General features: G+C 57.0%; 24 protein-coding genes. 7 read left to right on the forward strand and 17 right to left on the reverse strand.

Going from position 1 to position 25,166, the window contains the following annotated elements; all coding sequences use genetic code 11:
* The first annotated feature begins 29 nt into the window (after positions 1–29).
* From H9X86_RS03845 to H9X86_RS03855, 3 genes are read left to right on the forward strand one after another with little or no spacing between them, the layout of a single operon-like run.
* The gene (locus H9X86_RS03845; RefSeq protein WP_204900260.1) at positions 30–350 is read left to right on the forward strand and encodes a PadR family transcriptional regulator; all 321 of its coding nucleotides are present in this window, start codon (positions 30–32) and stop codon (positions 348–350) included.
* A complete protein-coding gene (locus tag H9X86_RS03850) occupies positions 343–945 on the forward strand; it encodes a DUF1700 domain-containing protein (protein WP_204900261.1) in 603 nt (200 codons plus the stop codon). The genes H9X86_RS03845 and H9X86_RS03850 overlap by 8 nt, the downstream gene beginning before the upstream one ends.
* Positions 942–1,787: a DUF4097 family beta strand repeat-containing protein gene (locus tag H9X86_RS03855; RefSeq protein ID WP_204900262.1), complete on the forward strand. Its 846-nt coding sequence runs from the start codon at positions 942–944 to the stop codon at positions 1,785–1,787. Before H9X86_RS03850 ends, H9X86_RS03855 begins: the two co-directional genes overlap by 4 nt.
* A 38-nt stretch (positions 1,788–1,825) precedes the next feature.
* Here the strand turns inward: H9X86_RS03855 and recD2 are convergent, their stop codons facing one another.
* From recD2 to H9X86_RS03875, 4 genes are all read right to left on the reverse strand, one after another.
* Entirely contained in the window at positions 1,826–4,045 is a 2,220-nt protein-coding gene (gene recD2, locus H9X86_RS03860; RefSeq protein WP_204900263.1) for an SF1B family DNA helicase RecD2, read from the reverse strand.
* 20 nt (positions 4,046–4,065) lie between these two features.
* Positions 4,066–5,514, reverse strand: a complete 1,449-nt coding sequence (cysS, locus tag H9X86_RS03865; protein WP_204900264.1) for a cysteine--tRNA ligase — start codon at positions 5,512–5,514, stop codon at positions 4,066–4,068.
* 2 nt (positions 5,515–5,516) lie between these two features.
* Positions 5,517–6,179 carry a serine O-acetyltransferase gene (gene cysE / locus H9X86_RS03870; RefSeq protein WP_204900265.1) on the reverse strand — a complete coding sequence of 221 codons (663 nt, stop codon included), beginning with the start codon at positions 6,177–6,179 and terminating at the stop codon, positions 5,517–5,519.
* A gap of 257 nt (positions 6,180–6,436) precedes the next feature.
* Positions 6,437–7,108: an immunoglobulin domain-containing protein gene (locus H9X86_RS03875; protein WP_204900266.1), complete on the reverse strand. Its 672-nt coding sequence runs from the start codon at positions 7,106–7,108 to the stop codon at positions 6,437–6,439.
* A 160-nt stretch (positions 7,109–7,268) separates the two neighbouring features.
* On the opposite strand from H9X86_RS03875, the gene H9X86_RS03880 reads away from it, so the two are divergent.
* The gene (locus H9X86_RS03880; RefSeq protein WP_204900267.1) at positions 7,269–8,111 is read left to right on the forward strand and encodes a DegV family protein; all 843 of its coding nucleotides are present in this window, start codon (positions 7,269–7,271) and stop codon (positions 8,109–8,111) included.
* Between the two features lie 47 nt (positions 8,112–8,158).
* On the opposite strand, the gene H9X86_RS03885 is transcribed toward H9X86_RS03880, so the two are convergent.
* From H9X86_RS03885 to H9X86_RS03910, 6 genes are all read right to left on the reverse strand, one after another.
* Positions 8,159–9,301 (reverse strand): S41 family peptidase, encoded by a 1,143-nt coding sequence (locus tag H9X86_RS03885; RefSeq protein WP_204900268.1) that lies wholly within the window; start codon positions 9,299–9,301, stop codon positions 8,159–8,161.
* 109 nt (positions 9,302–9,410) lie between these two features.
* The gene (locus H9X86_RS12710) at positions 9,411–10,676 is read right to left on the reverse strand and encodes a peptidoglycan DD-metalloendopeptidase family protein (protein WP_204900269.1); all 1,266 of its coding nucleotides are present in this window, start codon (positions 10,674–10,676) and stop codon (positions 9,411–9,413) included.
* Between the two features lie 41 nt (positions 10,677–10,717).
* Positions 10,718–11,608 carry a permease-like cell division protein FtsX gene (gene ftsX / locus H9X86_RS03895; RefSeq protein WP_204900270.1) on the reverse strand — a complete coding sequence of 297 codons (891 nt, stop codon included), beginning with the start codon at positions 11,606–11,608 and terminating at the stop codon, positions 10,718–10,720.
* Complete coding sequence (ftsE, locus tag H9X86_RS03900; RefSeq protein ID WP_204900271.1) at positions 11,605–12,285, reverse strand: cell division ATP-binding protein FtsE; 681 nt, start codon at positions 12,283–12,285, stop codon at positions 11,605–11,607. The genes ftsX and ftsE overlap by 4 nt, the downstream gene beginning before the upstream one ends.
* A 156-nt stretch (positions 12,286–12,441) precedes the next feature.
* Positions 12,442–13,533, reverse strand: coding sequence for a PucR family transcriptional regulator (locus H9X86_RS03905; RefSeq protein WP_204900272.1), 1,092 nt, complete (start codon positions 13,531–13,533; stop codon positions 12,442–12,444).
* Between the two features lie 136 nt (positions 13,534–13,669).
* Entirely contained in the window at positions 13,670–14,374 is a 705-nt protein-coding gene (locus tag H9X86_RS03910; protein WP_204900273.1) for a pseudouridine synthase, read from the reverse strand.
* 106 nt (positions 14,375–14,480) lie between these two features.
* On the opposite strand from H9X86_RS03910, the gene H9X86_RS03915 reads away from it, so the two are divergent.
* Complete coding sequence (locus tag H9X86_RS03915) at positions 14,481–14,984, forward strand: DUF4830 domain-containing protein (protein WP_204900274.1); 504 nt, start codon at positions 14,481–14,483, stop codon at positions 14,982–14,984.
* 48 nt (positions 14,985–15,032) lie between these two features.
* Here H9X86_RS03915 and H9X86_RS03920 read toward each other — a convergent pair whose 3' ends face one another.
* The 6 genes from H9X86_RS03920 to H9X86_RS03945 form a co-directional block, all read right to left on the reverse strand.
* Positions 15,033–15,851, reverse strand: coding sequence for a mechanosensitive ion channel family protein (locus H9X86_RS03920; protein ID WP_204900275.1), 819 nt, complete (start codon positions 15,849–15,851; stop codon positions 15,033–15,035).
* 309 nt (positions 15,852–16,160) lie between these two features.
* Entirely contained in the window at positions 16,161–17,366 is a 1,206-nt protein-coding gene (gene tuf, locus H9X86_RS03925) for an elongation factor Tu (RefSeq protein WP_087253210.1), read from the reverse strand.
* 119 nt (positions 17,367–17,485) lie between these two features.
* Positions 17,486–19,594, reverse strand: coding sequence for an elongation factor G (gene fusA, locus H9X86_RS03930; protein ID WP_204900276.1), 2,109 nt, complete (start codon positions 19,592–19,594; stop codon positions 17,486–17,488).
* Positions 19,595–19,612: 18 nt separating this feature from the next.
* Positions 19,613–20,083, reverse strand: a complete 471-nt coding sequence (gene rpsG / locus H9X86_RS03935; protein WP_087253207.1) for a 30S ribosomal protein S7 — start codon at positions 20,081–20,083, stop codon at positions 19,613–19,615.
* Positions 20,084–20,262: 179 nt separating this feature from the next.
* On the reverse strand, positions 20,263–20,697 hold the full coding sequence (gene rpsL / locus H9X86_RS03940; RefSeq protein WP_087253205.1) for a 30S ribosomal protein S12: 435 nt from the start codon (positions 20,695–20,697) through the stop codon (positions 20,263–20,265).
* A gap of 79 nt (positions 20,698–20,776) precedes the next feature.
* On the reverse strand, positions 20,777–21,016 hold the full coding sequence (locus H9X86_RS03945; RefSeq protein WP_204900277.1) for a ribosomal L7Ae/L30e/S12e/Gadd45 family protein: 240 nt from the start codon (positions 21,014–21,016) through the stop codon (positions 20,777–20,779).
* Between the two features lie 206 nt (positions 21,017–21,222).
* On the opposite strand from H9X86_RS03945, the gene gltX reads away from it, so the two are divergent.
* Together gltX and H9X86_RS03955 are read left to right on the forward strand one after the other, a co-directional pair.
* Positions 21,223–22,731, forward strand: coding sequence for a glutamate--tRNA ligase (gene gltX, locus H9X86_RS03950; RefSeq protein ID WP_204900278.1), 1,509 nt, complete (start codon positions 21,223–21,225; stop codon positions 22,729–22,731).
* A 263-nt stretch (positions 22,732–22,994) separates the two neighbouring features.
* A complete protein-coding gene (locus H9X86_RS03955; protein ID WP_204900279.1) occupies positions 22,995–23,978 on the forward strand; it encodes a transglutaminase domain-containing protein in 984 nt (327 codons plus the stop codon).
* 183 nt (positions 23,979–24,161) lie between these two features.
* Here H9X86_RS03955 and H9X86_RS03960 read toward each other — a convergent pair whose 3' ends face one another.
* Positions 24,162–25,154: an amino acid kinase family protein gene (locus tag H9X86_RS03960; protein ID WP_204900280.1), complete on the reverse strand. Its 993-nt coding sequence runs from the start codon at positions 25,152–25,154 to the stop codon at positions 24,162–24,164.
* Between the last annotated feature and the right edge of the window lie 12 nt (positions 25,155–25,166).

Raw genomic sequence — 25,166 nt, forward strand, 5'->3', positions numbered from 1 at the left:
GCATAGTATTGTGTGAAGGGAGGTATCTCATGGATATTCAGTTAAAGCGAGGGTTGCTGGACGTATGTGTACTGGCGGCCATCAAAAACGAAGATTCCTACGGCTATCAGATCATCAAAGATATGAAGCCCTATGTGGAGATCTCTGAGTCCACCCTGTACCCCATTCTTCGCCGCCTGGAAAGTTCCCAGCTGCTCACGGTACGCACGGCGGAGCACAATGGAAGGCTGCGCAAGTATTACCACATCACCCCCACAGGGCTTCAGCGCATCGAGGATTTCAAGGCTGAGTGGGAAGAAATCGTATCTATCTATCACTTTATAGCAAGAGAGGGAGAGGAGCATGAATAAGAAGGAATTTCTCGCTGCCCTTCGTGCGGGTTTAACTGGGTTGCCTGAGGCAGACGTGCAGCATTGGCTGGACTTTTACTCGGAAATCATTGACGACCGGATGGAAGAAGGCATGACAGAGCCTGAGGCCGTGGCCGATGTGGGCTCTGTACATAACATCGTGACCCAAATTCTCTCCGAGACACCGCTTCCCAAGCTGGTCCATGCCAAAGTAAAGCCCAAACGGCCACTGAAAGCATGGGAAATTGTGTTGTTGGTGCTGGGGTCTCCGATGTGGGTGCCTCTTCTGTTTGCCGGGGTCCTGGTGATTTTGGCCTGTTATGCTACGCTCTGGGCCTGCATCATCTCTCTATACGCCGTGGACCTCTCTCTCGTGCTATGTGCCGTGGCTGGTATCTTTGGCTCGTTTCTCTACGTTCCTTCCGGTGACGTGTTGCCCCGGATTTTTCTCATCGGTGCGGGGCTGATGTGCGCCGGTCTGTCCGTGCTATTGTTCTTCGCCTTCACAAAGATATCTTCCTGGATTCTCCAGCTAAGCAAACAGGCTCTATTAGCTGTAAAGTTCCGTTTTGTGCGAAAGGAGGACACCCTATGAAACCCATCCGCACCATTCTCATTTGGGTATCTCTGCTGGCCATCGCCATGGGCTTTGTCCTCTGCCTGGGTGCTCTGGTTGCCATGAAATTTGACTTGACCCGTTTCAATACCCAGGAAACCCAGGTGGTCAACCACACCGTATCCGAGTCCTTCACCCACATTTCCGTGGATGTGTCCGACTGCGATGTCCGTTTTGTCTCCTCCCACGGCGACACCTGCCGGGTAGACTGCCCGGAGAGTCCTAACCTCTCTTACTCCATCTCTGTGGAGCAAGGCACCTTGACCATTACAGAGCAGGACGACACCGCTTGGTATCACCATGTGGGCATTGATCTAGAGCCCGAGGAGCTGGTGGTGTACCTCCCCCAACAGACCTATGGAACTTTGAAGTTGAAAACGGTCACTGGAAACGTATCACTGCCCCAAGACTTTTCCTTCGTAGATGCAACCATCTCCACCACCAGCGGCACTCTTCAATGCGCTTCCGCCGTTTCTGGGGAAGCCACCATGGAGACGATCAGTGGGGATGTAGACATCACAGGATGGACACCCCAGACCCTACAAATCCAATCCACCAGCGCAGATGTGCGTCTTTCCCAAGTCGTAGTTGCTAACTCCTGCCGTGTAGAAAACGTCAGCGGAGATGTGCGTCTGAACGGCTGTGATGCCCAATCACTGGTTATCAACACCGTCAGCGGGGATATATCCGCCTCCCTGTGCACGGGCAAGACCTTCTCCACCCAAACCGTCAGCGGGGATGTGGACGTCCCATCTAATTTCTCTGGCGGCTCCTGCAACCTCACCACCGTCAGCGGTGACATCACCTGCACCATCCAATAAACAAACAAGGCCCCACGGCAATAGCCGTGGGGCCTCAATCATGCTTCTGTTCCCTGGATAAGACGGGTGCGCAGGGCGGAATACCGCCGGGTCTGGCGGTCGTTGGCCACCATCTTCTCCAGAAGCTCCGGGCTGCCCACCAAAATAAACAGCTCTTTGGCCCGAGTGATGGCGGTGTACAATACGCCTCGGGCCAACAACGTGGAGGGCACATCCTGGAGGGCCAAAATCACCGCCCGATACTCGCTGCCCTGGGACTTATGTACTGTGACCGCATAGGCTGGCTCCAGCTCCCCCAGCAGCTCCGGGGGATAGGCCACCAGGCGGCCATCAAAGGAAACGGTGACGCCCCCGGCATCTACTTGAAGAATTTCCCCGATGTCCCCGTTGAACACCCCCAGATCCTTCTCCCCTGTCTCCGGGTTCTCCCAAAAGAGATCGTAGTTGTTCTTCACCTGCATCACCCGATCTCCCTCCCGGAAGATATAGGGGCCGAAAGCCCGCTCCCCCTTCCCCTCCTGGGCGGGGTTGAGGGCCTCCTGCAAAGCCCGGTTGAGGGCGGCGGTGCCCGCCTCCCGGCGGCGTGTGGGGGACAGCACCTGAATCTGGCTGGGGGCAATGCCCATGTTCTGGGGCAGTCGCCGCTGGCACAGTTCCACAATGGTATCCACGGTGCGCACGGCATCCCCCCGCTTCATGCAGAAGAAGTCCCGGCTATGGTTGGAAAGGTCGGGCATAACTCCCTGGTTGACCCCGTGGGCGTTCATGACAATGGCGCTCTCCTGGGCCTGACGGAAAATCTCGGTGAGAGACACCCCCGGCACCACATGGCTGCGCAGCAGGTGATCCAATACGTTGCCCGGCCCCACCGAGGGCAGCTGGTCCGGGTCTCCCACCAGCACCAGGCGGCAGTCCCCTCGCAGAGCGGCCAGCAGCGCCGCCATCAGGGAGATATCCACCATAGAGGTCTCGTCCACGATGACGGCATCCACCCCCAGGGGGTCGTCCTGGTTCTTGGTAAAGGCCAGCTGTCCGGTGTAGGGATCCATCTTGGTCTCCAGCAGGCGGTGGATGGTGTAGGCCTCCTGACCACAGGTCTCACTCATGCGCTTGGCGGCCCGCCCGGTGGGAGCGGCCAGGGCGGTCTCCAGCCCCAGGTGGTCAAAGAGGGCCAGCACCCCCCGCAGGGAGGTGGTCTTGCCCGTGCCCGGGCCGCCAGTGAGGAGCATCACCTGGCGGCGAGCGGCCAGCTCCACAGCGTCCCGCTGCTGCTGGGCGTAGGTGATACCCTGTCTGCGCTGGATGTCCTCCAGCAGCCGATCCAGGTTATGGGGCGGGGTAAGCTCCATGGTGCACATCTCGCTCAGGCGCATGGCCACATAGTTCTCCGCTCCGTACAGCCCTGCCAGATAGCAGGCTGTGACTCCGGCAATGCTCTCCCGCACCACCTCGCCACGCTGGATGAGGGATTCCAGCCCAACTTCCAGGCACTCTCCCTCCACCCCAATGAGGGCCGCAGTGGCGTCCAGCAGCTTGCCCTGGGGGAGAAAGACATGGCCATTGTCGGCGTTGTGCTCCAACTCAAAGAGGAGGGCGGTCTCCACCCGCTGGGGGTCATCTCCCGCCACCCCCAATTCAATGGCCAGAGCATCCACCTTGGAAAAGGGGATGTCCAGCCCACGGTCGGCCAGAAGATAGGGGTTGTTGCTCACCATCTCCACCGCCAGATCTCCAAACCGCTGGTAAAGGGGCATGGCAGCGGCCAGAGGCAGCTGGTGCTGGGTGAGAAATTCCGCCAGGTTGCGCATTCCCATCTGGGCCCGGAACCCCTCACTGATGGTGCGGGCCCGCTTGAGGCTCACCCCTCGAATCTGGGCCAGCTCCTCCGGAGCGTGCTCAATGATCTCCAGGGCATCCGCCCCGAATTTGTCCACGATCTGACGGGCCAGCCCCATGCGGATGCCCTTCACCGCCCCTGAGGCCAGGTATTCATAGATGGCCTTCTCCCCCACCGGCATGCGCCGGTAGATGGCCTCAGCCTTGAACTGTTCCCCGTAGCTGGCATGGCGGCCCCAGCTGCCCTCCAGCTCCAGCGTCTCTCCAGGGGCCACCCCGGGCATACACCCCACTGCGGTAACCTCACCCCGGTCTGGACTGTCCAGGCGCAGCACGGTGTAGCCGTTTTCCTCGTTGCGGAAGAGAATGGCGGAAACGGTGCCCTCCAGGTGGTTATGAGATTCTTGTTGGGTCTGACTCACGCCCCGCCCCTCCTCTTGCTTCAAATTCGTCTCCAGCTGGCCCCGTTGGGCATATCGGTGACCTCAATGCCCTGGGCCTTCAGCTCATCCCGGATGCGGTCGGCCTCGGCAAAGTTCTTGGCTTTCTTGGCCTCCGCCCGGGCTTTGACCAGGGCGTCAACGGCGGGGTCGCCCTCGCCCTGGATGGTAAACTCACCTGCTGCGGCCTGCTTGGCCTGGGCTTGCTGGGCTTTCCGCAGCTCATTGGCCTTGTCCAGCAGGGACAGGGAGAGCACCTGGTCAAAGTCGTTCAAAATGGCCAGACGGGTGGCATCGTTGGTCTTGGCCTTCAAAGCGTCATACAGGCAGGTCACCGCCATGGAGGTGTTCAAATCGTTGCCCACCTGGTTTTTGAACTTGGTGCGATACTCCTCCACCACGGCGGCATCCACCTCACCGTCCTCGGGCTTCAGGGCGGCAATCTTCTTCACCAGCTTCTGATAGGCGGTGGCGGCGTTGTCCAGGTTGTCCCAGGAGAACACCAGGCCCTTGCGGTAGTGGCTTTGCAGGCAGAAGAAGCGGTAGGCCAGAGGGTCATACCCCTTTTCCTCCAGCAGGGAGACGGTGAGAAATTCTCCCTTGCTCTTGGACATCTTGCCGGAGTTGGTGTTCAGGTGGGCCACGTGGAACCACTGCTTGCACCAGGGATGGCCGAAGTAGGCCTCAGACTGGGCGATCTCGTTGGTATGGTGGGGGAAGGCGTTGTCCACGCCGCCGCAGTGCAGGTCCAGGTACTCGCCGTTGTACTTGGCAGAGATACCGGAGCACTCAATGTGCCAGCCAGGGTAGCCAACGCCCCAGGGGGAGTCCCATTTCAGGGCCTGGTCCTCGAACTTGGACTTGGTAAACCACAGCACAAAGTCATTTTTGTTGCGCTTGTTCACGTCCTCTTCCACGCCCTCCCGGACGCCCACGGCCAGATCCTCCTCGTCGTGGTCGTGGAAGACGTGGTAGTGCTCCAGCTTGGAGGTATCAAAATACACGTTGCCCCCGGCAAAATAGGCATAGCCCTTTTCCATCAGGGTCTCCACCATGTGGATGAACTCGTCAATGAGGCCGGTGGCAGGCTGCACCACGTCGGGGGTCTTGATGTTCAGCTTGCGGCAGTCCTCAAAGAAGGCATCGGTGTAGAACTGAGCGATCTCCATCACCGTCTTGTGCTCCCGCTTGGCACCCTTGAGCATCTTATCCTCGCCGGTGTCCGCATCGGAGGCCAGGTGCCCCACGTCGGTGATGTTCATCACACGGTTGACATCGTACCCCTCCCAGCGCAGGTACTTCTCCAGCACGTCCTCCATGATATAGGAGCGCAGGTTGCCGATGTGGGCAAAATGGTACACGGTAGGGCCGCAGGTGTACATCTCCACACGGCCTGGGGTATGGGTCTGAAATTCATCCTTCTTGCGGGTGGCGGAATTGTATAGATACATAGTTAATTCTCCTTTTTCATCTGGTTTACCTGTTTTTCCAGCAGCTCCACACGGGCTGCCAAGACCCCCAACTTTTCCAGGGTGGGGTTGTTGACGCTGGTCTGATCCACCTCGTCGGCAAAATTCACCTTCTGGCCACGCACCCGCACCACCTGGGCAGGAACACCCACGGCGGTGGCGTGGTCAGGGATCTCGGTGAGCACCACGGCGTTGGCGGCAATGCGGGAGCCGTCTCCCACCCGGAAGGGGCCGAGGACTTTGGCCCCGCAGGAGATCATGACATTGTTGCCAATGGTGGGGTGGCGTTTCCCGCAGTCCTTGCCGGTGCCGCCCAGGGTGACCCCGTGATAGATCAAGCAGTCGTCTCCCACCTCGGCAGTCTCGCCGATGACAATGCCCATGCCGTGGTCGATGACCAGGCGGCGGCCCAGCTTGGCCCCGGGGTGGATCTCAATGCCCGTCCAGAACCGGCTCCACTGAGACACAAACCGAGCCAGGAATTTCAAATGGTGTACATAGAGAAAATGGGCCAGGCGGTGATACAGCACGGCGTGCACACCGGGATAGAGCAAAAAAATCTCCAGCCTGCTTCTGGCCGCCGGGTCTCTGGCCTGGTAGGCCCGTAACGTCTCTCCCAATCGGGTCACAGCGATTCCTCCTCTCATGGCGCATCCCGATAACAGAAAACGCCTCTCATACCCACATGGTATGAGAGGCGATATACTCGCGGTTCCACTCTCGTTTGTCACTCAAGGGCCGTCACGTGGCCCAGCCGGAGGGCATCTGCATCCCCCTCGCTCCCGCTTGCACTTCACACAAGATTCCTCCCAGCCCTGCTTTCAGCCGGTGACAGTGCCTCTCTGATGGATTTCACCTGTGCTACTCAAATGCGTTCCCAGCGATATTCACTTACCCCAGTATATTACCACGGCCTGGGTGGGGTGTCAAGTCCGCTCTGCCACGCCGCCACCGTCAGATCCGCCCCGGTGAGCGCTCCACGCTCCCACAACACCGCCAACAGGGGCTGCTCTATGTCCGGGGGCAGCTCCAGCTGCGGGGCAGACAGACGCAGGCCGTCCAGCTCACATCTTCCGTACACCTCCAGGCTTCGTCCCCATCGGGGCCCGCCGGGTGAAAAGGCCACCGTCACATCCGCCCCAGCCCCAGCCGGAGCCATAGGAAGGCCGTATTGTCCGTAAAGCCACCGGGCGTAGTCCTCTCCCTGCCCCGGCACCTGGAGAAGCAGCCCCTTCACCTGAGGGCACAGCCGCTGGGCTGCCCGCTGAAGGGGTATGCTCAGCCGTGACCCCACCAGAGCCACCCGTCCCTCCCCTGGGGGCACCCCCAACTCCTCCAACCCGGCCAGAGCCAGACGGTCTGCCTGGGCCTGGTACAACTCCTCAACCTCCACAGGGGTAAAGCCCACCTCCCTGCTCTGCCAGGGACAGTTCTCCGCCCAGATCACCTGCCGTACCCCTGCCCGGGCAAAGGCCTGGACCGTTTTTCGCATCCGTCGAGCCTTGCGCCACCTCCCCATCTTAGGCGGCGCATACACCGTGGCGGTAAGCACAGGCAGCCCACCGTAATAGGCCAATTCCGTGCTCCCCCGCCCCCCCTCTTCTCGCCATATCAATCGTCCCACCGGCCCCATTTCACCACTCACTTCCAAAAACCAGCATTGATTTTCTCAGGAAAAAATGTTAAAATATTTGAAGCATTCCAAGAACTATATCTATGATGACGGAGGACTCTCTATGTCAATCAAAATTACCTCTGACAGCACCTGCGATTTGCCCCAGGCCCTGTTGGAGAAATATCAGATCACAGTCATCCCCCTCTACATCAATCTGGACGGCCAGGTGCGCCGGGACGGGGTAGACATTGTTCCCGGGCAGATTTTCGACCACGTGGCCGCCGGCGGCAATCTCCCCACCACCGCCGCCATCAACATCGCCGACTACACCGAGATCTTCTCTGCCCTGTCTGCCCAGCATGAGGCGGTCATCCACATCAACATCAGTCAGGACTTCTCTTCCTGCCACCAAAATGCTGTCATTGCCGCTGGCGAATTTGACAACGTGTTTGTGGTGGACTCCCGCAACCTCTCCTGCGGCCACGGCTTTGTGGTGCTGGAGGCCGCTCTGGCCGCTGCCCGGGGCGAGAAGGCTGGGGATATCGTGTCCTATCTGGAGAGCCTCACCCACCGGGTGGACACCACCTTTGTGGTGGACAAGCTGGACTACCTGGCCAAGGGCGGCCGCTGCTCTGCTGTGGTGGCCCTGGGCGCCAACCTGCTTAAGCTCAAACCCTGCATCCAAGTGGCAGACGGCAAGATGGGGGTGGCCAAGAAGTACCGGGGCAACTGGGATAAGGTGCTTCTGGATTACGTCAAGGAGCGGGTGGCAGACCGTACTGACATCAACCATGACCGGGTGTTCCTGGTCCACACCCGCTGTGACCAGGCTGTGGTGGAGTCCGTCCGGGCCGCCCTGGTGGGCTACGGCTTCCAGGATATCTACGAGGCCACCGCAGGCTGTACCATCTCCAGCCACTGCGGCCCCAACACCCTGGGTATCATTTTCCTGCGCAACGCATAAGGATCAACGAAAAAATGGCCATCGGCAAGTACGCCGATGGCCATTTTTTATTTCTTCAGCAGATCCAACGCCGCTTGCAGCTGGTTGTCTGTCCCGTCTGTGGTGTCCAGTGCCAGTTCCACATCCGGGGTGATCCCCTCCCCGATGAGGGAATGACCGCTGCCGGTGCAGTAGGCCGACACAGACAGCCCCAGGCCGCCGCCGTTCAGCAGCGGGAAGGTGAGCTGGGCGTACCCCTTACCGGAGGTCACCTCTCCCACGATGGGAACCTGGGCACTCTCCCGCAGCTGGGCGGCAAAGAGCTCGGCAGCCGAGTAGCTGTTGGCATCCACCAGCACCACCATGGGCAGGTCCACACATGCCTCGTCAGACTCATACACAGTCTCACTGCCCCACCGAGGCCGTTCCACAAACACAGGCCCTTGGGGGAGCATGTAGTCCAGAATGTCGATGAGCTCGGTGATATAGCCGCCGGGATTGCTGCGCACGTCCAGCACCAGGCTGGTAGCCCCCTGCTCCATCATGCGCTCCACCTGCTCACGCAGAGAGTCAGCGGAACCGGAATAGAAGTTGTCCAGGCGCACGTAGCCCACTCCGTCGTCCAGCAGCTTGCTGCTGGCTGATTCACTTTTCAGCGTCTGTCGGGTACAGGTTACCGTGCGGCTGGTGCCGTCTTCCCCCAGAAGGGTCAGCTGCACCTGGCTGCCCTCTTCCCCGGCAATCAGATCTGAGGCCTGATACCGTGCCTCACCGGCTACCGATGTCCCATCCACATGGGTGATGACATCCCCGGCTACCACACCGGCCTTGTGGGCGGGGCCGCCCTCCACCACCTCCAAAACCAGAAGTCCTTCCTCTCGCTCATAGTTGATGGTCACGCCCACGCCCACATAGTTGTTGGCCCGATTCTCCAACGTGGACTGATAGCTCTCTGGGTCCAGGTAGTAGGACCAGCGATCTCCCAGCCCTTCCACCATACCCGCCAAAGCCTGATCCACCGCTTTGTTCAAATCCGCGTCCGTCTCCACAAAGGCAAACTTGGCCAGCAAATAGCCCTGCATCAGGGTGAGGCCGCTGCGCCCCAGCAGCAACAGAGTGCCTCCCACCGTCACCAGTAAAGTGAGAGCCACAGCGATGAGTATTTTCGCCCAGCCGGGTAGGCGGGGACGTCTTTTCTGTTCTTCCTCCATGCGATTACCTCCTTGGGTCTATGCTTATGCAGGAAGGATACCCTGCATTTCCAAAAAAGAAACTGGGGACGCAGAACACATCTGCGCCCCCATAAAGCATGTATTTGAATCAAGCAGTGAAGCTCAGACTGGGATAGAGATCCAGAGCATCGGCACGGTTTCCGTTGATGCGCAGCTCAAAATGCAGGTGGTTGCCGGTGGACCTTCCGGTGGAACCCACATAGCCCAGCACCTGGCCGGCGGACACGGTCTGTCCCACGCTGACGCTGGGTGTGCTCTGCATATGGGCATACAAGGTCGCATAACCATTTCCGTGGTACACGATGCAGTAGTTGCCGTAGCTGCTGCCTGCACTCTCGGGCACCACAGTGGTCACCACGCCCTCCTTGGCGCAGTGGATGGGTGTGCCGCCACTGGCGGGAATGTCCGTGCCGGTGTGCTGCTGCCACTTACCGGTGATGGGGTGATACCGCCCGCCAAACCAGGAGGAGATTCGATAGTAACCGGGCAGGGGCCAGTACCAGCCACCGGAGGGGTCCACCACAGGGTTGTTGTTGGTACTACCACCAGTGCTGCCGCCAGTGCTGGGAGGTGTGGTGGGCTTGGGCTTCTGGGCTTCTGCCGCAGCCGCAGCCAACTGCTCCTCATACTTCTTCTGAGCCTCTTTCAGGTCTGCCTGGATTTTCTCCTCGTCGGAGATCAGCTGGGCCACCTTGCTGTTGTAGCTGTCTTCGCTGGCCAGCAGTTCCTGATAATAACGATCGGCGTCCGCCTTCTGGCTGGACAGATCCGCCTTGGCATTCTCCAGCTGAGCCTGGGTGGCAGCCTGTCCATCACGGGCGGACTGGAGCTCATCCCGAGCCTGGGCCAGTTGGGCCTGAGTCTCCTCCAGCTGGGTGATGATGCGGTCATTGTAGTTCATGATATCGGTGACCAACATCAGAGTGTCCAGCAACTCAGAGAAGCTGGAGGCCTGGAACAGCACGGAGATCACAGAAGTGCCGCCGTTCTCCTCCATCCAGCGGGTCTGAGCATAAAACTCATCATACTGCTGGGCTTCCTGCTCTTCCAGCTGGCTGATCTCGGTCTTTTTATCCTCAATCTGCTGGTCATAGCTGTCCAGCAGTTTCTGGCTTTCATAGATCTGCTGCTCCGTGAGCAAAATCTGATCCTGGAGCAGAGCCACCTTCTCCTCGGTGGCATCCTTGTCGTCCTGAAGCTCCTCCAGCTTGGCCTCCAGATCAGACTTCTGATCCTTGACGTCCTCCAGGTCGTCCTTCATCCCCTGGATCTCGTTGGCAGTCACAGCCCCGGCCAAACTGGTCATGGCAGGCATCAGCACCGACAGCAACATGACGGTTGCCAACAACAGCACACAAATTCTGACTCCTGTTTTTTTCATCATGTCTCTCCTTTTTACACACGCAGGAACCGACGAATGGCAAAGCCGGAACCACACATACCGATGAGGGCACCCGCCAGAGCGAAAATACCCAGCACCCAATACCAAATGGACTGGAAGGTCACGGGAATGACAATGGTGGAGGCACTGCTGGACATCACAGCTTTATAGATACCCGTGTAAATCCCCCACTGAAGGAAGAAGGCCAGTACCGCTCCAAACAGTCCCAACATAATTCCCTCAATGACAAAGGGCCACCGAATGAATCCGTCACTGGCACCACACATCTTCATGATGGCGATTTCTTCTCGACGAGCAAAGGCTGCCAGTCGCACGGTGTTGGCTATGATAAACAGGGAAACCGCCGCCAGAATGGCAATCAGTACGCCCGCCACTGCCGTGGCCACATTCCGGATGGTGATGAAAGCATCGGTGAGCTTCTCATCGGCACTGTGGTTGACCACACCCTCCAGATTTGTCACCTGTTCCACCGTTTTGGTGAATTGCTCCAAATCATAGACGTGGATGACCAGACGGTCCCGGAACACCTCGTCCGGCATGTTGATGTACAGCTCGCCCGTCTGTCCGGACAGATATTCCTCCTTGGCCTGCTCTCGGCTCACAAACTCCACCGAGGCCACGTTGTCCAGGCCCTTGACTTCCGTCTCCAGCGCAGCCACCTGTTCGTCGGTATAGTTCTCATCTATGTAGGCGTAAAAGACGTTTTCATCCTCCAACTGCCCCATCATCTTGTCAGCATTGGCTGCCAGCAATGCAAAGGAGCCCATGATGATCAAACACGCCACAATCATACACACAGCGGCAAAAGACATCAGCCCGTGGGAGAAAATGCTGTGGAAAGCCTCGCTGGTAAAATACCCAATGTTCAAGCGCCGTCTCTTCATAGTTTATAGTAGCCTCCCTGTTCGTCGCTGATGAGTTCTCCGTTCTGGATGGCCACCACACGCTTAGAAAAATGATTGACCAGATCACGCTCGTGGGTCACCACCAGCATGGTGGTGCCCATGGCATTGATGCGCTCCAGCAGGGTCATGATCTCTAGGGAGCGCTGGGGATCCAGGTTTCCTGTGGGCTCGTCGGCAATGATCATCTGGGGATTGTTCACCAGTGCCCGGGCAATGGCCACCCGCTGCTGCTCACCGCCGCTCATCTCTGTGGGGCGCACATTGGCCTTGTCGCTCAGACCCACCAGATCCAGCACGTAGGGAATGCGCTTTTTCATCTCCCGATTGGTGGCGCCGATGATGCGCATGGCAAACTCCAGATTGCCCCACACCGTCTTCTTGTCAATGAGCCGGAAGTCCTGAAAGATGACGCCCAGGGTGCGGCGCATCTTGGGAATCTGCCGGTGTTTGATGTTGTTCAAATTGTAACCATTCACCATAACTCGGCCCCGAGTGGCAAATTCCTCTCCCGTCAAAAGTTTGATGATGGTGGATTTACCAGAGCCAGAAGGACCCACTAAAAATGCAAATTCTCCGTCTTCGATCCGCAGATTCAGACCCTTAAGGGCCTTTGTTCCGTTGTTGTATTCTTTGTATACGTCCACAAATCGTATCATGGAATTGTCCTCTCCGCAGTAACTTTTTGTAACTATTTGTTACACATATCTTTCTTCATTATATACTGCTCTTTGACCCATGTCAACAATTTATGCCCTCATCCGTATACAGGAAAAGAGCACCTGTTTCCAGGCGCTCTTTTGAATCAATACAATTTAAGATTCGATGCCCCGGGAGACCAGGTACTTCTTGACCATCAGAGCCACCTTAAAGGTAATGGCATCGTCAAACTCCCGCAGATCCAGGCCGGTGAGCTTTTTGATCTTCTCCAGGCGGTAGACCAGGGTATTGCGGTGGACAAAGAGCTTACGAGCGGTTTCGGACACATTGAGGTTGTTTTCAAAGAACTTATTGATGGTGAACAGAGTCTCTTGATCCAGTGCATCAATGGGGTTCTTCTTGAACACCTCCTGCAGGAACATCTCACACAGGGTGGTGGGCAGCTGATAGATCAGACGGCCGATACCCAGGTTCTCGTAGTTGATGATGGAGCGCTCGGTGTCAAACACCTTGCCCACCTCGATGGCCACCTGGGCCTCCTTATAGGAGCGGGCCAGATCCCGCACGTGGCCCACAATGGTACCCATACCCACCACAGTCTTGATGCCCAGTTCCCGCAGCAGAGTCTCCTGAATGTTCTGGGCGATCTTGTACACGTCCCGGGCATCGTTGTGCTCGCTGAGCTGCTTGACCAGGGCCACGTCAGTCTCACTGAGGGTGATGACAAAGTCGGTCTGACGATCGGGGTACAGATTGGTCATCACATCCACGGCAGACACATCGGGCACACCCAACTGGCGCACCAGCACCACCACCCGGGGTACCTCAGAGACAAAGTGCAGTTCCTTGGCCCGGACATAGATATCACCCAGCAGGATGTTATCGGAGAGGATATTTTTCACGAAGGTGGCCTTATCGTGCTTCTCCTCATAATAGGTCTTGGCCCCGTTGAGGGCGATGGTGGCCATGGCACACATGGTTGCAGCCTGCTCATCCTCGCCCCGCACAAATGCGGCGTAATCCAACTGACCGTTCCAACCGGTCATGGCCTTAAAGGTAAAGCCGTTGCTTACTACCAGGTTCTCCCCTTCCGTGGCCAACAGCGCCGGGATATTCCCCCACTTCTCGCCGATATAGGCCAACTCATTACACGCCAGTACGGTACCCTGCTCGTCAATCACGCCAATGGCTCGATCCGAGCAATCCTTCATCTGGAGAACGATGCTCTGGAAAATGCGGCTGGACATTGCGCAATCCCCTTTCCTGGCAGCACATCTCTTCTCACTGCCTTGTTTATTTTCACAACTGTTATTATATCTATTTGCCCCGCCGACTTCAATAGTTTTTTTCAACTTTTTTGGTGATATTGACAGAACTTTCGTCTCATTGACGGAAAAGGCTTTGGATTTCCTGGGTGGTTAGTGCTCTCCATCCACCTTTATCCAACTTTTCATCCAATTCCAGGGGGCCAAACTTTGTGCGTTTTAGATAGGTCACCGGCTTCCCTCGCGCGGCCATCATTCGTTTAATTTGATGATATTTCCCTTCTCTAATGGTGATATAAGCGGCAGATTTCTCTGGAAGAAGTTCCAGCTTTCCAGGCATGCACTGATAGCCGTCTTTCAAAACGATGCCTTGGGAGACCGCCTTCACATCTTCTCCATCCAAGTTTCCGTCCACCTCCACATAGTACACCTTGTCCACATGGTGGCGTGGAGAGAGCAGTCGATGGGCCAGGGGGCCGTCGTTGGAGACCAGCAAAAGTCCCTCCGTATCCTTATCCAGTCGCCCTACCGGGAACAGACCTAGCCCCTGATATTGTTGGGGAAGCAGATCCAGCACGGTTTTATCCCGCCCATCCTCGGTGGCAGACACCACGCCCGCAGGCTTGTGCAGCATCAGATACACCGGCGCATCCGCCCCGATGGCCGTTCCGTCCACCGCAACGGGTGTGTCCTGCTCCACTTTTTCCTCCGGGTTGCGGCACACTTGATCTCGCACCGACACCCGTCCAGCCCGAATCAGCTCCTTGGCCTCCTTCCGGCTCCACTGGCCTGTGGCAGCCAGCCGCTTATCCAATCGCTCCATGACAGCGCTCCTTTTCTCAGGTTTTCTCCTCATCATTGTATCATATTTCAACCCAGAATTACATATCCATTGGGTGTATCAGTCCACTACCATTGGAGGGATCCCTATGCTCATTGTCACTGCACGTATTCCCAGACGCCGGCTGATGGCCGGAGGTATCAGCGCAGTCTGCTGCGCACTGGTTCTGGTGGTGGCTCTGGCCCTCAGTCTCCATCAGGACACTGTCCCCACCTCAGCCAACCTCTCTCAAATGGGACAAAACACCAATCGTGTGGCCTACCTCCAGCAGATGGGCTGGACGGTTGCGGAACAGGCTGCATCCACCCAGGAGCTGCTCGTCCCCGAGACTCTGGACGAGAGCTATGACTCCTATCTCGCCCTGCTGCGTCAACAGGGGTTTGCCCTGGAAGATTACTGCGGCAAGCACATCCAGCGCTATGTCTACCAGATCACCAACCACCCCTCAGGCCGCACTGACGTCCAGGCTGTGCTGTTGGTTTGTGACGATACCCTGGTGGGCGGTCACGTACAGGCGGAGGACGGCAGCTTCGTCTCCACCCTGGACTTCCCCAGCACAACTCCGTCCCCTACCGCCTCCGCCAAAGTATGAGACAAAATGGGCCTGTGAATGTTCACAGACCCATTTTCCCTTTGACATTCAGTTTTTCTCCTGCATCATATGCACATTCAAGTGGGGATAGGTCATTTCAATCTCATTGGCATCAAATGCAGGCTTGATAGCCTCCATCAAATCGTAGTACACCGTCCAATAGTCGTCATTGGCACACCACACCCGGATGATATACTCAATGGCACTGTCCTGGTAGGCATTGACCCGCACCATAATGGGTTGTTCCCGGTCAATCATGGCGTTATCCTCCACCACTTTGGAAAGCACACCTTTGACCTTCTCCGTAGGTGCGTCGTAGGAGGCGGTGACCTTGATCTCCACACGACGGTGGGTCTGGCTGGAGTAGTTGACCACATTGGAGCCTACAATGGTATTGTTGGGCAGCTGGATGAGCTTATTGTCAACGCTGGTGAGTTTGGTGTAAAAAAGCCCGATCTCATAGACCGTCCCCGAGCAGTTGCCCGCATCCACAAAATCTCCCACCTTAAACGGTTTGGATGCCAGCAGCTGAAGTCCGGCAAACACATTGGTTAAAAAATTCTGGATGGACAAGGACAAGGCCAAGCCTGCCACAGACAACAGGGCCACAAAGGAGGTCACAGGGATCTGCAAGCAGCTCATGAGCACGATGCACGCCACTGCCAGCAGCAATACCTTGATGGAAGTTCGGATCAGACCCTTGATCGTCTCCTCCATGGGCAGACGTCCCAGCATCCGATCCACCAGCTTCATGATGATCTTAATGACAATCAGGCTGATGAGCACCACTGGTACAATGACCAGCACTTTTTCCAAGAGAAAAGCTCCCAGCTTATTGAGTAACTCCATGGGATTATCCCACGACATACGCATTCCTCATTTCTGTGTTTGGAATGGTGTCATTGTACCACATTCCAAACACAAGGGGCAAGGCTCAAAAGTTTCCTATCCGCTTCGCAGAGTTCGTCCCCTTCGGGGACGAAGAATTGAAATACATTTTCTCCCGCGACATGTGCGTGGGAGAAAATACTTCTCGCCCTGCAAGTGTGAATTTGCCCGTCTTTGCGGGCAAACTTTGCACGCAACAGGGTGCAATTCTCCCTTTGAATGGCCCTGCCTTTCCCTTGGATATAAAAAGAGCGGCCCGAAGGCCGCTCTTGTAGGAACAACTAAAAATTAGTCGTTGATGACGTCGATAACAACGCCGGAGCCAACGGTACGGCCGCCCTCACGGATAGCGAAGCGCAGGCCCTTCTCGATGGCGATGGGGGTGATCAGCTCAACGTTCATGTCCACGTTATCGCCAGGCATGCACATCTCAGTGCCCTCGGGCAGAGTGATGACGCCGGTCACGTCGGTGGTACGGAAGTAGAACTGAGGACGATAGTTGTTGAAGAAGGGGGTGTGACGGCCGCCTTCCTCCTTGGACAGGACGTACACCTGGCCAACGAACTTGGTGTGGGGGTGAATGGAGCCGGGAGCACACAGAACCTGGCCACGCTCGACCTCCTTCTTGTCAATACCACGCAGCAGAGCGCCGATGTTGTCGCCAGCCTCAGCGTAGTCCAGCAGCTTGCGGAACATCTCGATGCCGGTGATGGTGGTGTCCTTCTTCTCCTCGGACAGACCAACGATCTCCACCTTGTCGCCCATCTTGACCTGGCCACGCTCCACACGACCGGTAGCAACGGTGCCACGGCCGGTGATGGTGAACACGTCCTCAACGGGCATCAGGAAGGGCAGGTCAGCCTTACGGTCGGGAGTGGGGATGTAGCTGTCAACAGCGTCCATCAGCTCCTTGATGCAGGCGAAGTCGGGATCGTTGATGTCGCCGGACTCGCAGGTCAGAGCGTTCAGAGCGGAGCCCTTGATGACGGGGATGTCGTCGCCGGGGAACTCGTACTCGGACAGGGTCTCGCGGACCTCCATCTCCACCAGCTCCAGCAGCTCCTCGTCGTCGACCTGGTCGCACTTGTTCAGGAACACGACCATGGCGGGCACGCCCACCTGACGGGCCAGCAGGATGTGCTCACGAGTCTGAGCCATGGGGCCGTCGGTAGCAGCGATAACCAGGATAGCGCCGTCCATCTGAGCAGCGCCGGTGATCATGTTCTTGATATAGTCGGCGTGGCCCGGGCAGTCAACGTGGGCATAGTGACGAGCGTCGGTCTCGTACTCCACGTGAGCGGTGTTGATGGTAATACCACGCTCGCGCTCCTCGGGAGCCTTATCGATGCTGGAATAGTCCTCGTACTGGGCCTGACCCTTCAGAGCCAGGTACTTGGTGATGGCAGCGGTCAGGGTGGTCTTACCGTGGTCAACGTGGCCGATGGTGCCGATGTTGACGTGGGGCTTATTACGCTCAAACTTTTGCTTAGCCATTGTGAGTTTCCTCCTTACAGATGATAAATATTGGATTCATTCATCCAGACCCATGATGGGCCTATTTTATCCTATCGCTGGGAAAAAATCAACAGATTTTTTCCCAGCTATTAAGATTTTTAGTCGTCCTTACGACCACGCTGGGCAATGATCTTCTCAGCGATGTTCTTGGGGATCTCCAGATAGCTGTGGGGCTCCATAGAGTACTGGCCACGGCCCTGGGTGCGGGAACGCAGGTCGGTGGCGTAGCCAAACATCTCGGACAGAGGCACCAGAGCGTCGATCTGCTGGGCACCGGGACGAGCTTCCATGCCCAGAATCTGGCCACGGCGGCTGTTCAGGTCACCAATGACGTCGCCCATGTAGTCCTCGGGCACGATGACGGAAACCTTCATGATGGGCTCCAGCAGGCAGGCGCCAGCCTTGCGGCAGGCCTCCTTAAAGGCCATGGAACCGGCAATCTTAAAGGCCATTTCAGAGGAGTCCACTTCGTGGTAGGAACCGAAGGTCAGGTGAACCTTCACGTCAACCACGGGGTAGCCAGCCAGAACACCGGCCTGCATGGCGCCCTGAATACCGGCGTCAACAGCGGGGATATACTCCTTGGGAATGACACCGCCGGTGATCTCATTGAGGAACTCATAGCCCTTGCCAGGCTCGTTGGGCTCCACAGTGATGCGGACGTGGCCGTACTGGCCCTTACCGCCGGACTGACGGGCATACTTGGTGTCCTGCTCAGTGGTCTTCTTGATGGTCTCCTTGTAAGCAACCTGGGGAGCGCCCACGTTGGCCTCCACCTTGTACTCACGCAGCAGACGGTCAACAATGATCTCCAGGTGGAGCTCACCCATACCGGCGATGATGGTCTGACCAGTCTCTTCGTCGGTGTAGGTCTTAAAGGTGGGATCCTCCTCAGCCAGCTTGGCCAGGGCCAGACCCATCTTCTCCTGACCAGCCTTGGTCTTGGGCTCGATAGCCACGCGGATCACGGGCTCGGGGAACTCCATAGACTCCAGGATGATGGGGTGGTCGTCCACACACAGGGTATCACCGGTGGTGGTGTTCTTCAGGCCCACCACGGCGGCGATATCGCCGGAGAAGACCTCCTCGATGTCCTCACGGTGGTTGGCGTGCATCTGGAGGATGCGGCCAATGCGCTCCTTCTGCTTCTTGGTGGAGTTGAGCACGGTAGAACCAGTGGAGAGCTTACCGGAGTACACACGGATGAAGGACAGACGGCCCACATAGGGGTCGGTCATGATCTTAAAGGCCAGAGCGGAGAAGGGAGCGTTGTCGTCAGCGGGACGCTCGTCCTCTTCCTCGGTCTCGGGATCCACGCCCTTGATGGCGGGGATGTCCAGGGGAGAGGGCATGAAGTCCACGATGGCGTCCAGCAGCTTCTGCACGCCCTTGTTGCGGTAAGAGGTACCGCACACAACGGGAACCAGCAGGTTGTCGATGGTGCCACGGCGCAGAGCCTTGCGGATCATATCGCCGGGGATCTCCTGCTCCTCCAGAGCCATCATCATGATCTCGTCGTCGATGTCAGCACAGGCGTCCACCAGCTTGGTGCGGTACTCCTGAGCCAGCTCCATCATGTCGGCGGGGATGTCCTCCACGCGCATGTCCTTGCCCAGATCATCATAGTACACGTCGGCCTTCATCTCCACCAGGTCGATGATGCCCTTGAAGGTATCCTCGGCGCCGATGGGCAGCTGAATGGGCACAGCGTTGCATTTGAGACGATCGTGGATCATGTGCAGCACGTTGTAGAAGTCGGCACCCATGATGTCCATCTTGTTGACGTAGATCATGCGGGGGACCTTGTAGTGGTCAGCCTGGCGCCACACAGTCTCGGACTGGGGCTCCACGCCGCCCTTGGCGCACATGACGGTGACAGAACCGTCCAGCACGCGCAGGGAGCGCTCCACCTCAACGGTGAAGTCCACGTGGCCCGGGGTGTCGATGATGTTGATACGAGTCTGGGGGAACTGCTGAGCAGAACCGCTCCAGAAACAGGTGGTAGCAGCGGAGGTGATGGTGATACCACGCTCCTGCTCCTGAGCCATCCAGTCCATGGTGGCGGTACCATCATGGGTCTCACCGATCTTGTAGTTAACGCCGGTGTAGTACAGGATACGCTCGGTGGTGGTGGTCTTACCGGCATCGATGTGAGCCATGATGCCGATGTTGCGGGTGTTTTGCAGAGAAGTCTTTCTTGTAGCCATATCTCTGATCCTCCCGGATTACCAGCGGTAGTGAGCGAAGGCCTTGTTGGCCTCGGCCATCTTGTGCGTGTCCTCACGCTTCTTCACGGCGGAGCCGGTGTTGTTGGCGGCGTCCATGATCTCGCCGGCCAGACGCTCCTTCATGGTCTTCTCACCGCGGTTGCGGGAGTAAGTGGTCAGCCAGCGCAGACCCAGGGTCTGACGACGCTCGGGACGCACTTCCATGGGCACCTGGTAGGTAGAACCGCCCACACGACGGGACTTGGTCTCCAGAGAAGGCATGATGTTCTCGATGGCAGCGTTGAAAACCTCCAGGGGCTCCTGGCCGGTCTTCTCTTGAATGATGTCAAAGGCACCGTAGACGACCTTCTGGGCAACACCCTTCTTGCCGTCCAGCATGATGCTGTTAACGAGCTTAGTGACTAAGACGGAATTATACAGCGGATCGGGCAGAACCTCCCGCTTGGGTACGTTTCCTCTTCTGGGCACTTTGCTTCCCTCCTTCTTAATAAAATAGAATTCATAGGTACTCAGGCCCCGCTTTCGGGGCTTGTGTCATGCCTGTCCGAGGTCTACCCACATATATATGGAATAAACGCTCGGCAAGGCGCAGTTTGCCTTGCGCTGTCAGCGCAGTCAGCAATTTGGATGCACAGGTGGGTTAAGAATTACTTCTTAGCGCCGCCCTTGCCGGCCTTGGGACGCTTGGCACCGTACTTGGAACGGCCCTGCATACGGCCATTGACGCCCTGGGTATCCAGAGTGCCACGGATGATGTGGTAACGCACACCGGGAAGGTCCTTCACACGGCCGCCGCGGATCAGCACCACGGAGTGCTCCTGCAAGTTGTGGCCAACACCGGGAATGTAGGCGGTGACCTCGTAGCCGTTGGTCAGACGCACACGGGCGATCTTACGCAGAGCGGAGTTCGGCTTCTTAGGAGTAGAAGTACGAACGGCAGTGCAGACACCGCGCTTCTGAGGGGAGGGCAGGTCAGTCTCCTTGTTCTTCAGGGTGTTCAGACCATGCTGCATGGCGGGAGAGTTGGACTTGTAGGTAGTCTTCTCACGGCCCTTGCGCACCAGTTGGTTAAAAGTAGGCATGATTTTCCTCCTTTCAATGAATATATATTTTAACGAACTCTCCGAAGATTATTCGCTAAAACCGAAAAAATTATACGGCTTATACGGTCGCCGCCACTGCGGCGCCCACAGCGATGCCGCAGGCGTGTCCCAGAGCCTTCATGGTGTCTGTCCAGTGGACTTCCACCCCTTGCTCCTGGGCCTGCTGCTCCAGCGGCTGGGTGAGGGCGGGATCGGCATTGCGTGCCAGATAAATTCCCGTCGCCCGCCCCTCTTTCAGGGCCCGGCGAACCTGCTTGACGCCCACAACCTTGCCGGCTTGTTCCAGTTTGGTCAGCATCCAAGCAGACCTCCTTTTTGGCATATCAGCACAATTTGGGATTGTAACACAAAATTGTTCCCCCGTCAAGGCAAATGCCCCATATTCCTACATCTATTTTTCACTCTTTTCCCGTCATTTCCTTGTGCAATCTGTCCCCCTCTTGCCAAACCGCCCCCTGGAGGCTATAATGAGGATTACACTGTAAACTGGAGGTTTTGATTGACATGGCTCTCAATCAGCAATGGTTTGACGATATGGAGGCCCGCATCCCCCACGACGGGGTGCGCACCCGCTTTGCCCCCTCTCCCACCGGCTATATGCACGTGGGTAATCTTCGCACCGCCCTGTACACCTATCTCATTGCCCGCCACGCCGGCGGCAAGTTCATCCTCCGCATCGAGGACACCGACCAGGGCCGTCTGGTGGAGGATGCCACCGAGATCATCTACAACACCATGCGCTCCTGCGGTCTGACCTGGGACGAAGGCCCCGATGTGGGCGGCCCCGTGGGCCCCTATATTCAGACCCAGCGCCGCTCCTTCTACGCCGAGTACGCCAAGCTGCTGGTGGAGCGTGGCCACGCCTACTACTGCTTCTGCGATAAGCACGAGGAGGCCGAGGAGGAAGAGGAAAACTTCCAGAAGGAAGAGGACCCCTGCCGTAACCTCTCCGCCGAGGAAGTGGCCCAGCGCCTGGCGAACGGCGACCCCTATGTCATCCGCCAGCGCATCCCCCACGAGGGTCAGACCACCTTTATGGATGCCGTGTACGGGGCCATCACCGTGGACAACGACTCCCTGGACGACCAGGTGCTGCTGAAGCGGGACGGCCTGCCCACCTACAACTTTGCCAATGTGGTGGACGACCACCTCATGGGCATCACCCACGTGGTGCGAGGCGCCGAGTACCTCTCCTCTGCCCCCAAATACAACCTGCTGTACCAGGCCTTCGGCTGGGAGATTCCCACCTACGTCCACTGCTCCTCTGTGATGATTACCGATCCCGAGACCGGAGCCGTGCGCAAGATGTCCAAGCGCAAGGGCGACCCCTCCTATGAAGATCTCATCCAGATGGGCTACCTGTCCCAGGCCGTGGTGAACTACGTCTCCCTGCTGGGCTGGGCCCCCCACGGCGAGCTGAGCGAGCAGGAGTTCTTCACCCTGGAGGAGCTGGTGAAGGCTTTCGAGATCTCCGGCATCTCCAAGTCCCCCTCCGCCTTTGACATGGACAAGCTCAACTACTTCAACGCCACCTATCTGCGCTCCATGACCCCCGAGGCTTTCGCCCAGGTGGCCCGCCCCTACATCCGCCAGGCTGTGACCAACGAGGCCTATGACGCCGATGTCATCGCCTCCCTGCTCCAGGCCCGGTGCGAGCGTCTCACCGACATCCCCGAGAAGGTAGACTTCTTCGATGTACTCCCTGAGTACGGCGTGGAGCTGTTCACCAATAAGAAGTCCAAGACCAACTCTGAGGTGTCCCTGGACATGCTGGAGAAGACGGTGCCCGTCCTCTCCGCTCTGGAGAACTGGAGCCAGGAGAGCATTCACGATACCCTCATTGGCCTGGCTGAGAGCCTGGGCGTGAAAAACGCTACCCTCATGTGGCCCCTGCGCATTTCCATTGCCGGCAAGACTGTCACCCCCGGCGGCGCCGTGGAATTGTGCTACATTCTGGGCAAGGAAGAGACCCTGCGCCGCATGGAGCTGGGCATCCAGAAGCTGAAAGGCTGATTCTCCTCAAATACTGAATGGCTAGATGGGCCGCAAAACGAAAGTTTTGCGGCCCATTCAGGATCCCCGCTTTTCCCCTTGTATCTGTCTGTTGCTTGTGGAACATTCGTCGATTTCTTAGTTTTAAGACACGCCCTAGCTACTGTGAAAAGAGACGCCGACATATATCTCTCCTGTATATTTTTTACATTATATTTCCGAGTATTATAAGAAGGCAATCTGCGATTATACGCTATGCAAACAAAATGTGGAGGGAGACGAAAATGAAGAGGAGCAGCATAGTCATTGTAATTGGTGCACTGTTGGTTTTTCTCACCGCAGTTGTCTTTCAGTTGTGCTACAACACGCCCACAGAGGTGGGGCCCACAGATCGCGTGGTCTCCAGAGAGGAGTTGAGTCAGGATCCAATCTATTACACTTCGCTCTCTGAGACAGAGCAGAAAATTTATGATACGTTGTGTGAACATGCGAAAAACTATACGGCAGGGTTCATTCAGTTTCCAGAGGCCATCAATATGGCTTCATTTCAGAACATTCAAGACGCATTTTTGGCGGATTCCCCATACGGAGGCTATACCATAGTGTTTTTCCCGATGACAGCAAACTACGTGTTTACTGCCACGCAGGGGAGTCAAGAGGATGCAGCCATGGCGGAGCAGTGTATTCTATGGGTGTATGGCTCTGCGTTCTCTCCGGACGATATGGCAGTTGAGAACAACCAGCTGCAAAATGTGGAGCAGTGTAAGCAATCCCTGGAAGAAGTAGATCCAGAAATCAAAGAGGAAACCCTGACCAAATATGAAACTGCCACCGAGAAATTGGATCAGGTGGTTTCGGAACTGCCGGAGACATTTTCCCAGATGGAAGCGGTAAAGCATTTCGTCACATGGACGAGCCAAAATTTGAATCCAATTCCCTTACAGAGGGAACCGTATCTGGATTTCAACGATATGGCAATCCATTATCAAAGTCCGTCCAGCTTGCTCTGCGTATCAAATAAGGACTCATTGTGCCTGGGGTATGCAAAGGTGTTCCAGTACTTGTGTGAGAAGGCCGGGATACGTTGTGATATTGTTCTGGGCACTCGCCGCACCAACCAGGGAGGGCACGCCATCAACAAAATCTATTTTGGTGACGAGGGGTTCTACGTCGATGTGAGCGAACTGCGCAATGCGAATTTCATCAATTATATGACCCAGCAGAAAGCCAAGGCCTATATGGCTCCGGCCTATCCAGAACTCTTTTAGTCCGAAGGGAATAACGAATGGTCTTTGGATATAACTTGGCCATCTCGCATGCTCCAGAGTGCATCGTCTGTTCTTCTCCAGTATCTTCAAGCAAACTTGCCAGTCTGGCGGGTTTTGCACCCAAAAGAACCACCCCTGCTGTGACACACTTGGTCACTGCAGGGGTATTGTTCTTTATTGTGATTACGGCCGGATGTAGTTGAGTTCCACCAGAAGATCGGTAATCTCCTCGCTGCCCTCCGGGGCGTAGGCGTAGACCACGGTATTTCCCCAGTAGAGTACTTCGTAGGTCACCCCGTCCCGGGTCAGGGTGCATCTCTCTCCTCCATTGGGGAGGGACTGGGACCATTCCTCCCGGGGCTGGGCGGTCATCTCCGGGGCGATGTCAGAACAGATCTGGTTGTAGACCAGATCCACCGTCTCATCATCGTAGTACTCGTAGTACTCAAATCCCGCTCCATCTTTCAGGCCGGACACCACATTCCCCAGCTTTTGCTCCTCATACCGCCAGTAGGTGGTGGGGATGTTGGCGGTCTCAAATCCCGCTTCATACACCACCTCGTGCACATCGTAAAAGTCCGGCGCAACACTCTGCTGGTTGGACCATATGGAGAACATTTGTCCCCCGCCGGTGACGATCACCACAAACATTCCCAGGAAAAACAAACCTACCAGGCCATAGACCACCAGACTTTTCCCCGTGAGAAAGGTCTTGTTCTGTCGGCGCTGTCTGTCCTCCAGTTTCTCCTCCTGGAGCGGGTCGAGGTGGTGCTTTTCCCGGTACCCTTTCCCCTGGGCCTTGATGACCAACCCTGCCAGGAAGAGCACCACGTCCCACACCAGAAAAACCTGCCAATTCCCCCACATACCGGGAATCAAACTGGGGACAAAGGCCAAAAATGCAGGCAGGGTGCTGTAACAGTAGCGGCGGAAGAGCCGCCGTGTCTCCTCCGGGTCAGAGCTGGTCTCCATCAGCAGGGCCAGAACGGCCCGATTTCTCCGGCTTCTGGAATGGTGGCTCGAGGTGGCCGTAGGCACCCGGTCCTGCCCCTTCTGGACAAACTCCCAAAACGTCATCCCAGACAGGGCAAACAGCTCACGGCCAATCCAGACCGTACAGTACAGATACCACGGAATCAGCAAAAACGAGAACAGTTCCAACAAAAAGATGTTCATTTTCCCTTTTCT

The organism is Pseudoflavonifractor capillosus (assembly GCF_016902575.1).
Taxonomy (GTDB): domain Bacteria; phylum Bacillota; class Clostridia; order Oscillospirales; family Oscillospiraceae; genus Enterenecus; species Enterenecus capillosus_A.

What these genes read in the sequence shown, in the direction of transcription:
- H9X86_RS03845 (WP_204900260.1), top strand. Translation starts at nt 30, where the DNA reads ATGGATATTCAGTTAAAGCGAGGGTTGCTGGACGTATGTGTACTGGCG.
- H9X86_RS03850 (WP_204900261.1), top strand. Translation starts at nt 343, where the DNA reads ATGAATAAGAAGGAATTTCTCGCTGCCCTTCGTGCGGGTTTAACTGGG.
- H9X86_RS03855 (WP_204900262.1), top strand. Translation starts at nt 942, where the DNA reads ATGAAACCCATCCGCACCATTCTCATTTGGGTATCTCTGCTGGCCATC.
- cysS (WP_204900264.1), bottom strand. Translation starts at nt 5,514, where the DNA reads ATGTATCTATACAATTCCGCCACCCGCAAGAAGGATGAATTTCAGACC.
- cysE (WP_204900265.1), bottom strand. Translation starts at nt 6,179, where the DNA reads ATGAGAGGAGGAATCGCTGTGACCCGATTGGGAGAGACGTTACGGGCC.
- H9X86_RS03880 (WP_204900267.1), top strand. Translation starts at nt 7,269, where the DNA reads ATGTCAATCAAAATTACCTCTGACAGCACCTGCGATTTGCCCCAGGCC.
- H9X86_RS03885 (WP_204900268.1), bottom strand. Translation starts at nt 9,301, where the DNA reads ATGGAGGAAGAACAGAAAAGACGTCCCCGCCTACCCGGCTGGGCGAAA.
- ftsX (WP_204900270.1), bottom strand. Translation starts at nt 11,608, where the DNA reads ATGAAGAGACGGCGCTTGAACATTGGGTATTTTACCAGCGAGGCTTTC.
- ftsE (WP_204900271.1), bottom strand. Translation starts at nt 12,285, where the DNA reads ATGATACGATTTGTGGACGTATACAAAGAATACAACAACGGAACAAAG.
- H9X86_RS03905 (WP_204900272.1), bottom strand. Translation starts at nt 13,533, where the DNA reads ATGTCCAGCCGCATTTTCCAGAGCATCGTTCTCCAGATGAAGGATTGC.
- H9X86_RS03910 (WP_204900273.1), bottom strand. Translation starts at nt 14,374, where the DNA reads ATGGAGCGATTGGATAAGCGGCTGGCTGCCACAGGCCAGTGGAGCCGG.
- H9X86_RS03915 (WP_204900274.1), top strand. Translation starts at nt 14,481, where the DNA reads ATGCTCATTGTCACTGCACGTATTCCCAGACGCCGGCTGATGGCCGGA.
- H9X86_RS03920 (WP_204900275.1), bottom strand. Translation starts at nt 15,851, where the DNA reads ATGTCGTGGGATAATCCCATGGAGTTACTCAATAAGCTGGGAGCTTTT.
- tuf (WP_087253210.1), bottom strand. Translation starts at nt 17,366, where the DNA reads ATGGCTAAGCAAAAGTTTGAGCGTAATAAGCCCCACGTCAACATCGGC.
- fusA (WP_204900276.1), bottom strand. Translation starts at nt 19,594, where the DNA reads ATGGCTACAAGAAAGACTTCTCTGCAAAACACCCGCAACATCGGCATC.
- rpsL (WP_087253205.1), bottom strand. Translation starts at nt 20,697, where the DNA reads ATGCCTACTTTTAACCAACTGGTGCGCAAGGGCCGTGAGAAGACTACC.
- H9X86_RS03945 (WP_204900277.1), bottom strand. Translation starts at nt 21,016, where the DNA reads ATGCTGACCAAACTGGAACAAGCCGGCAAGGTTGTGGGCGTCAAGCAG.
- gltX (WP_204900278.1), top strand. Translation starts at nt 21,223, where the DNA reads ATGGCTCTCAATCAGCAATGGTTTGACGATATGGAGGCCCGCATCCCC.
- H9X86_RS03955 (WP_204900279.1), top strand. Translation starts at nt 22,995, where the DNA reads ATGAAGAGGAGCAGCATAGTCATTGTAATTGGTGCACTGTTGGTTTTT.
- H9X86_RS03960 (WP_204900280.1), bottom strand. Translation starts at nt 25,154, where the DNA reads ATGAACATCTTTTTGTTGGAACTGTTCTCGTTTTTGCTGATTCCGTGG.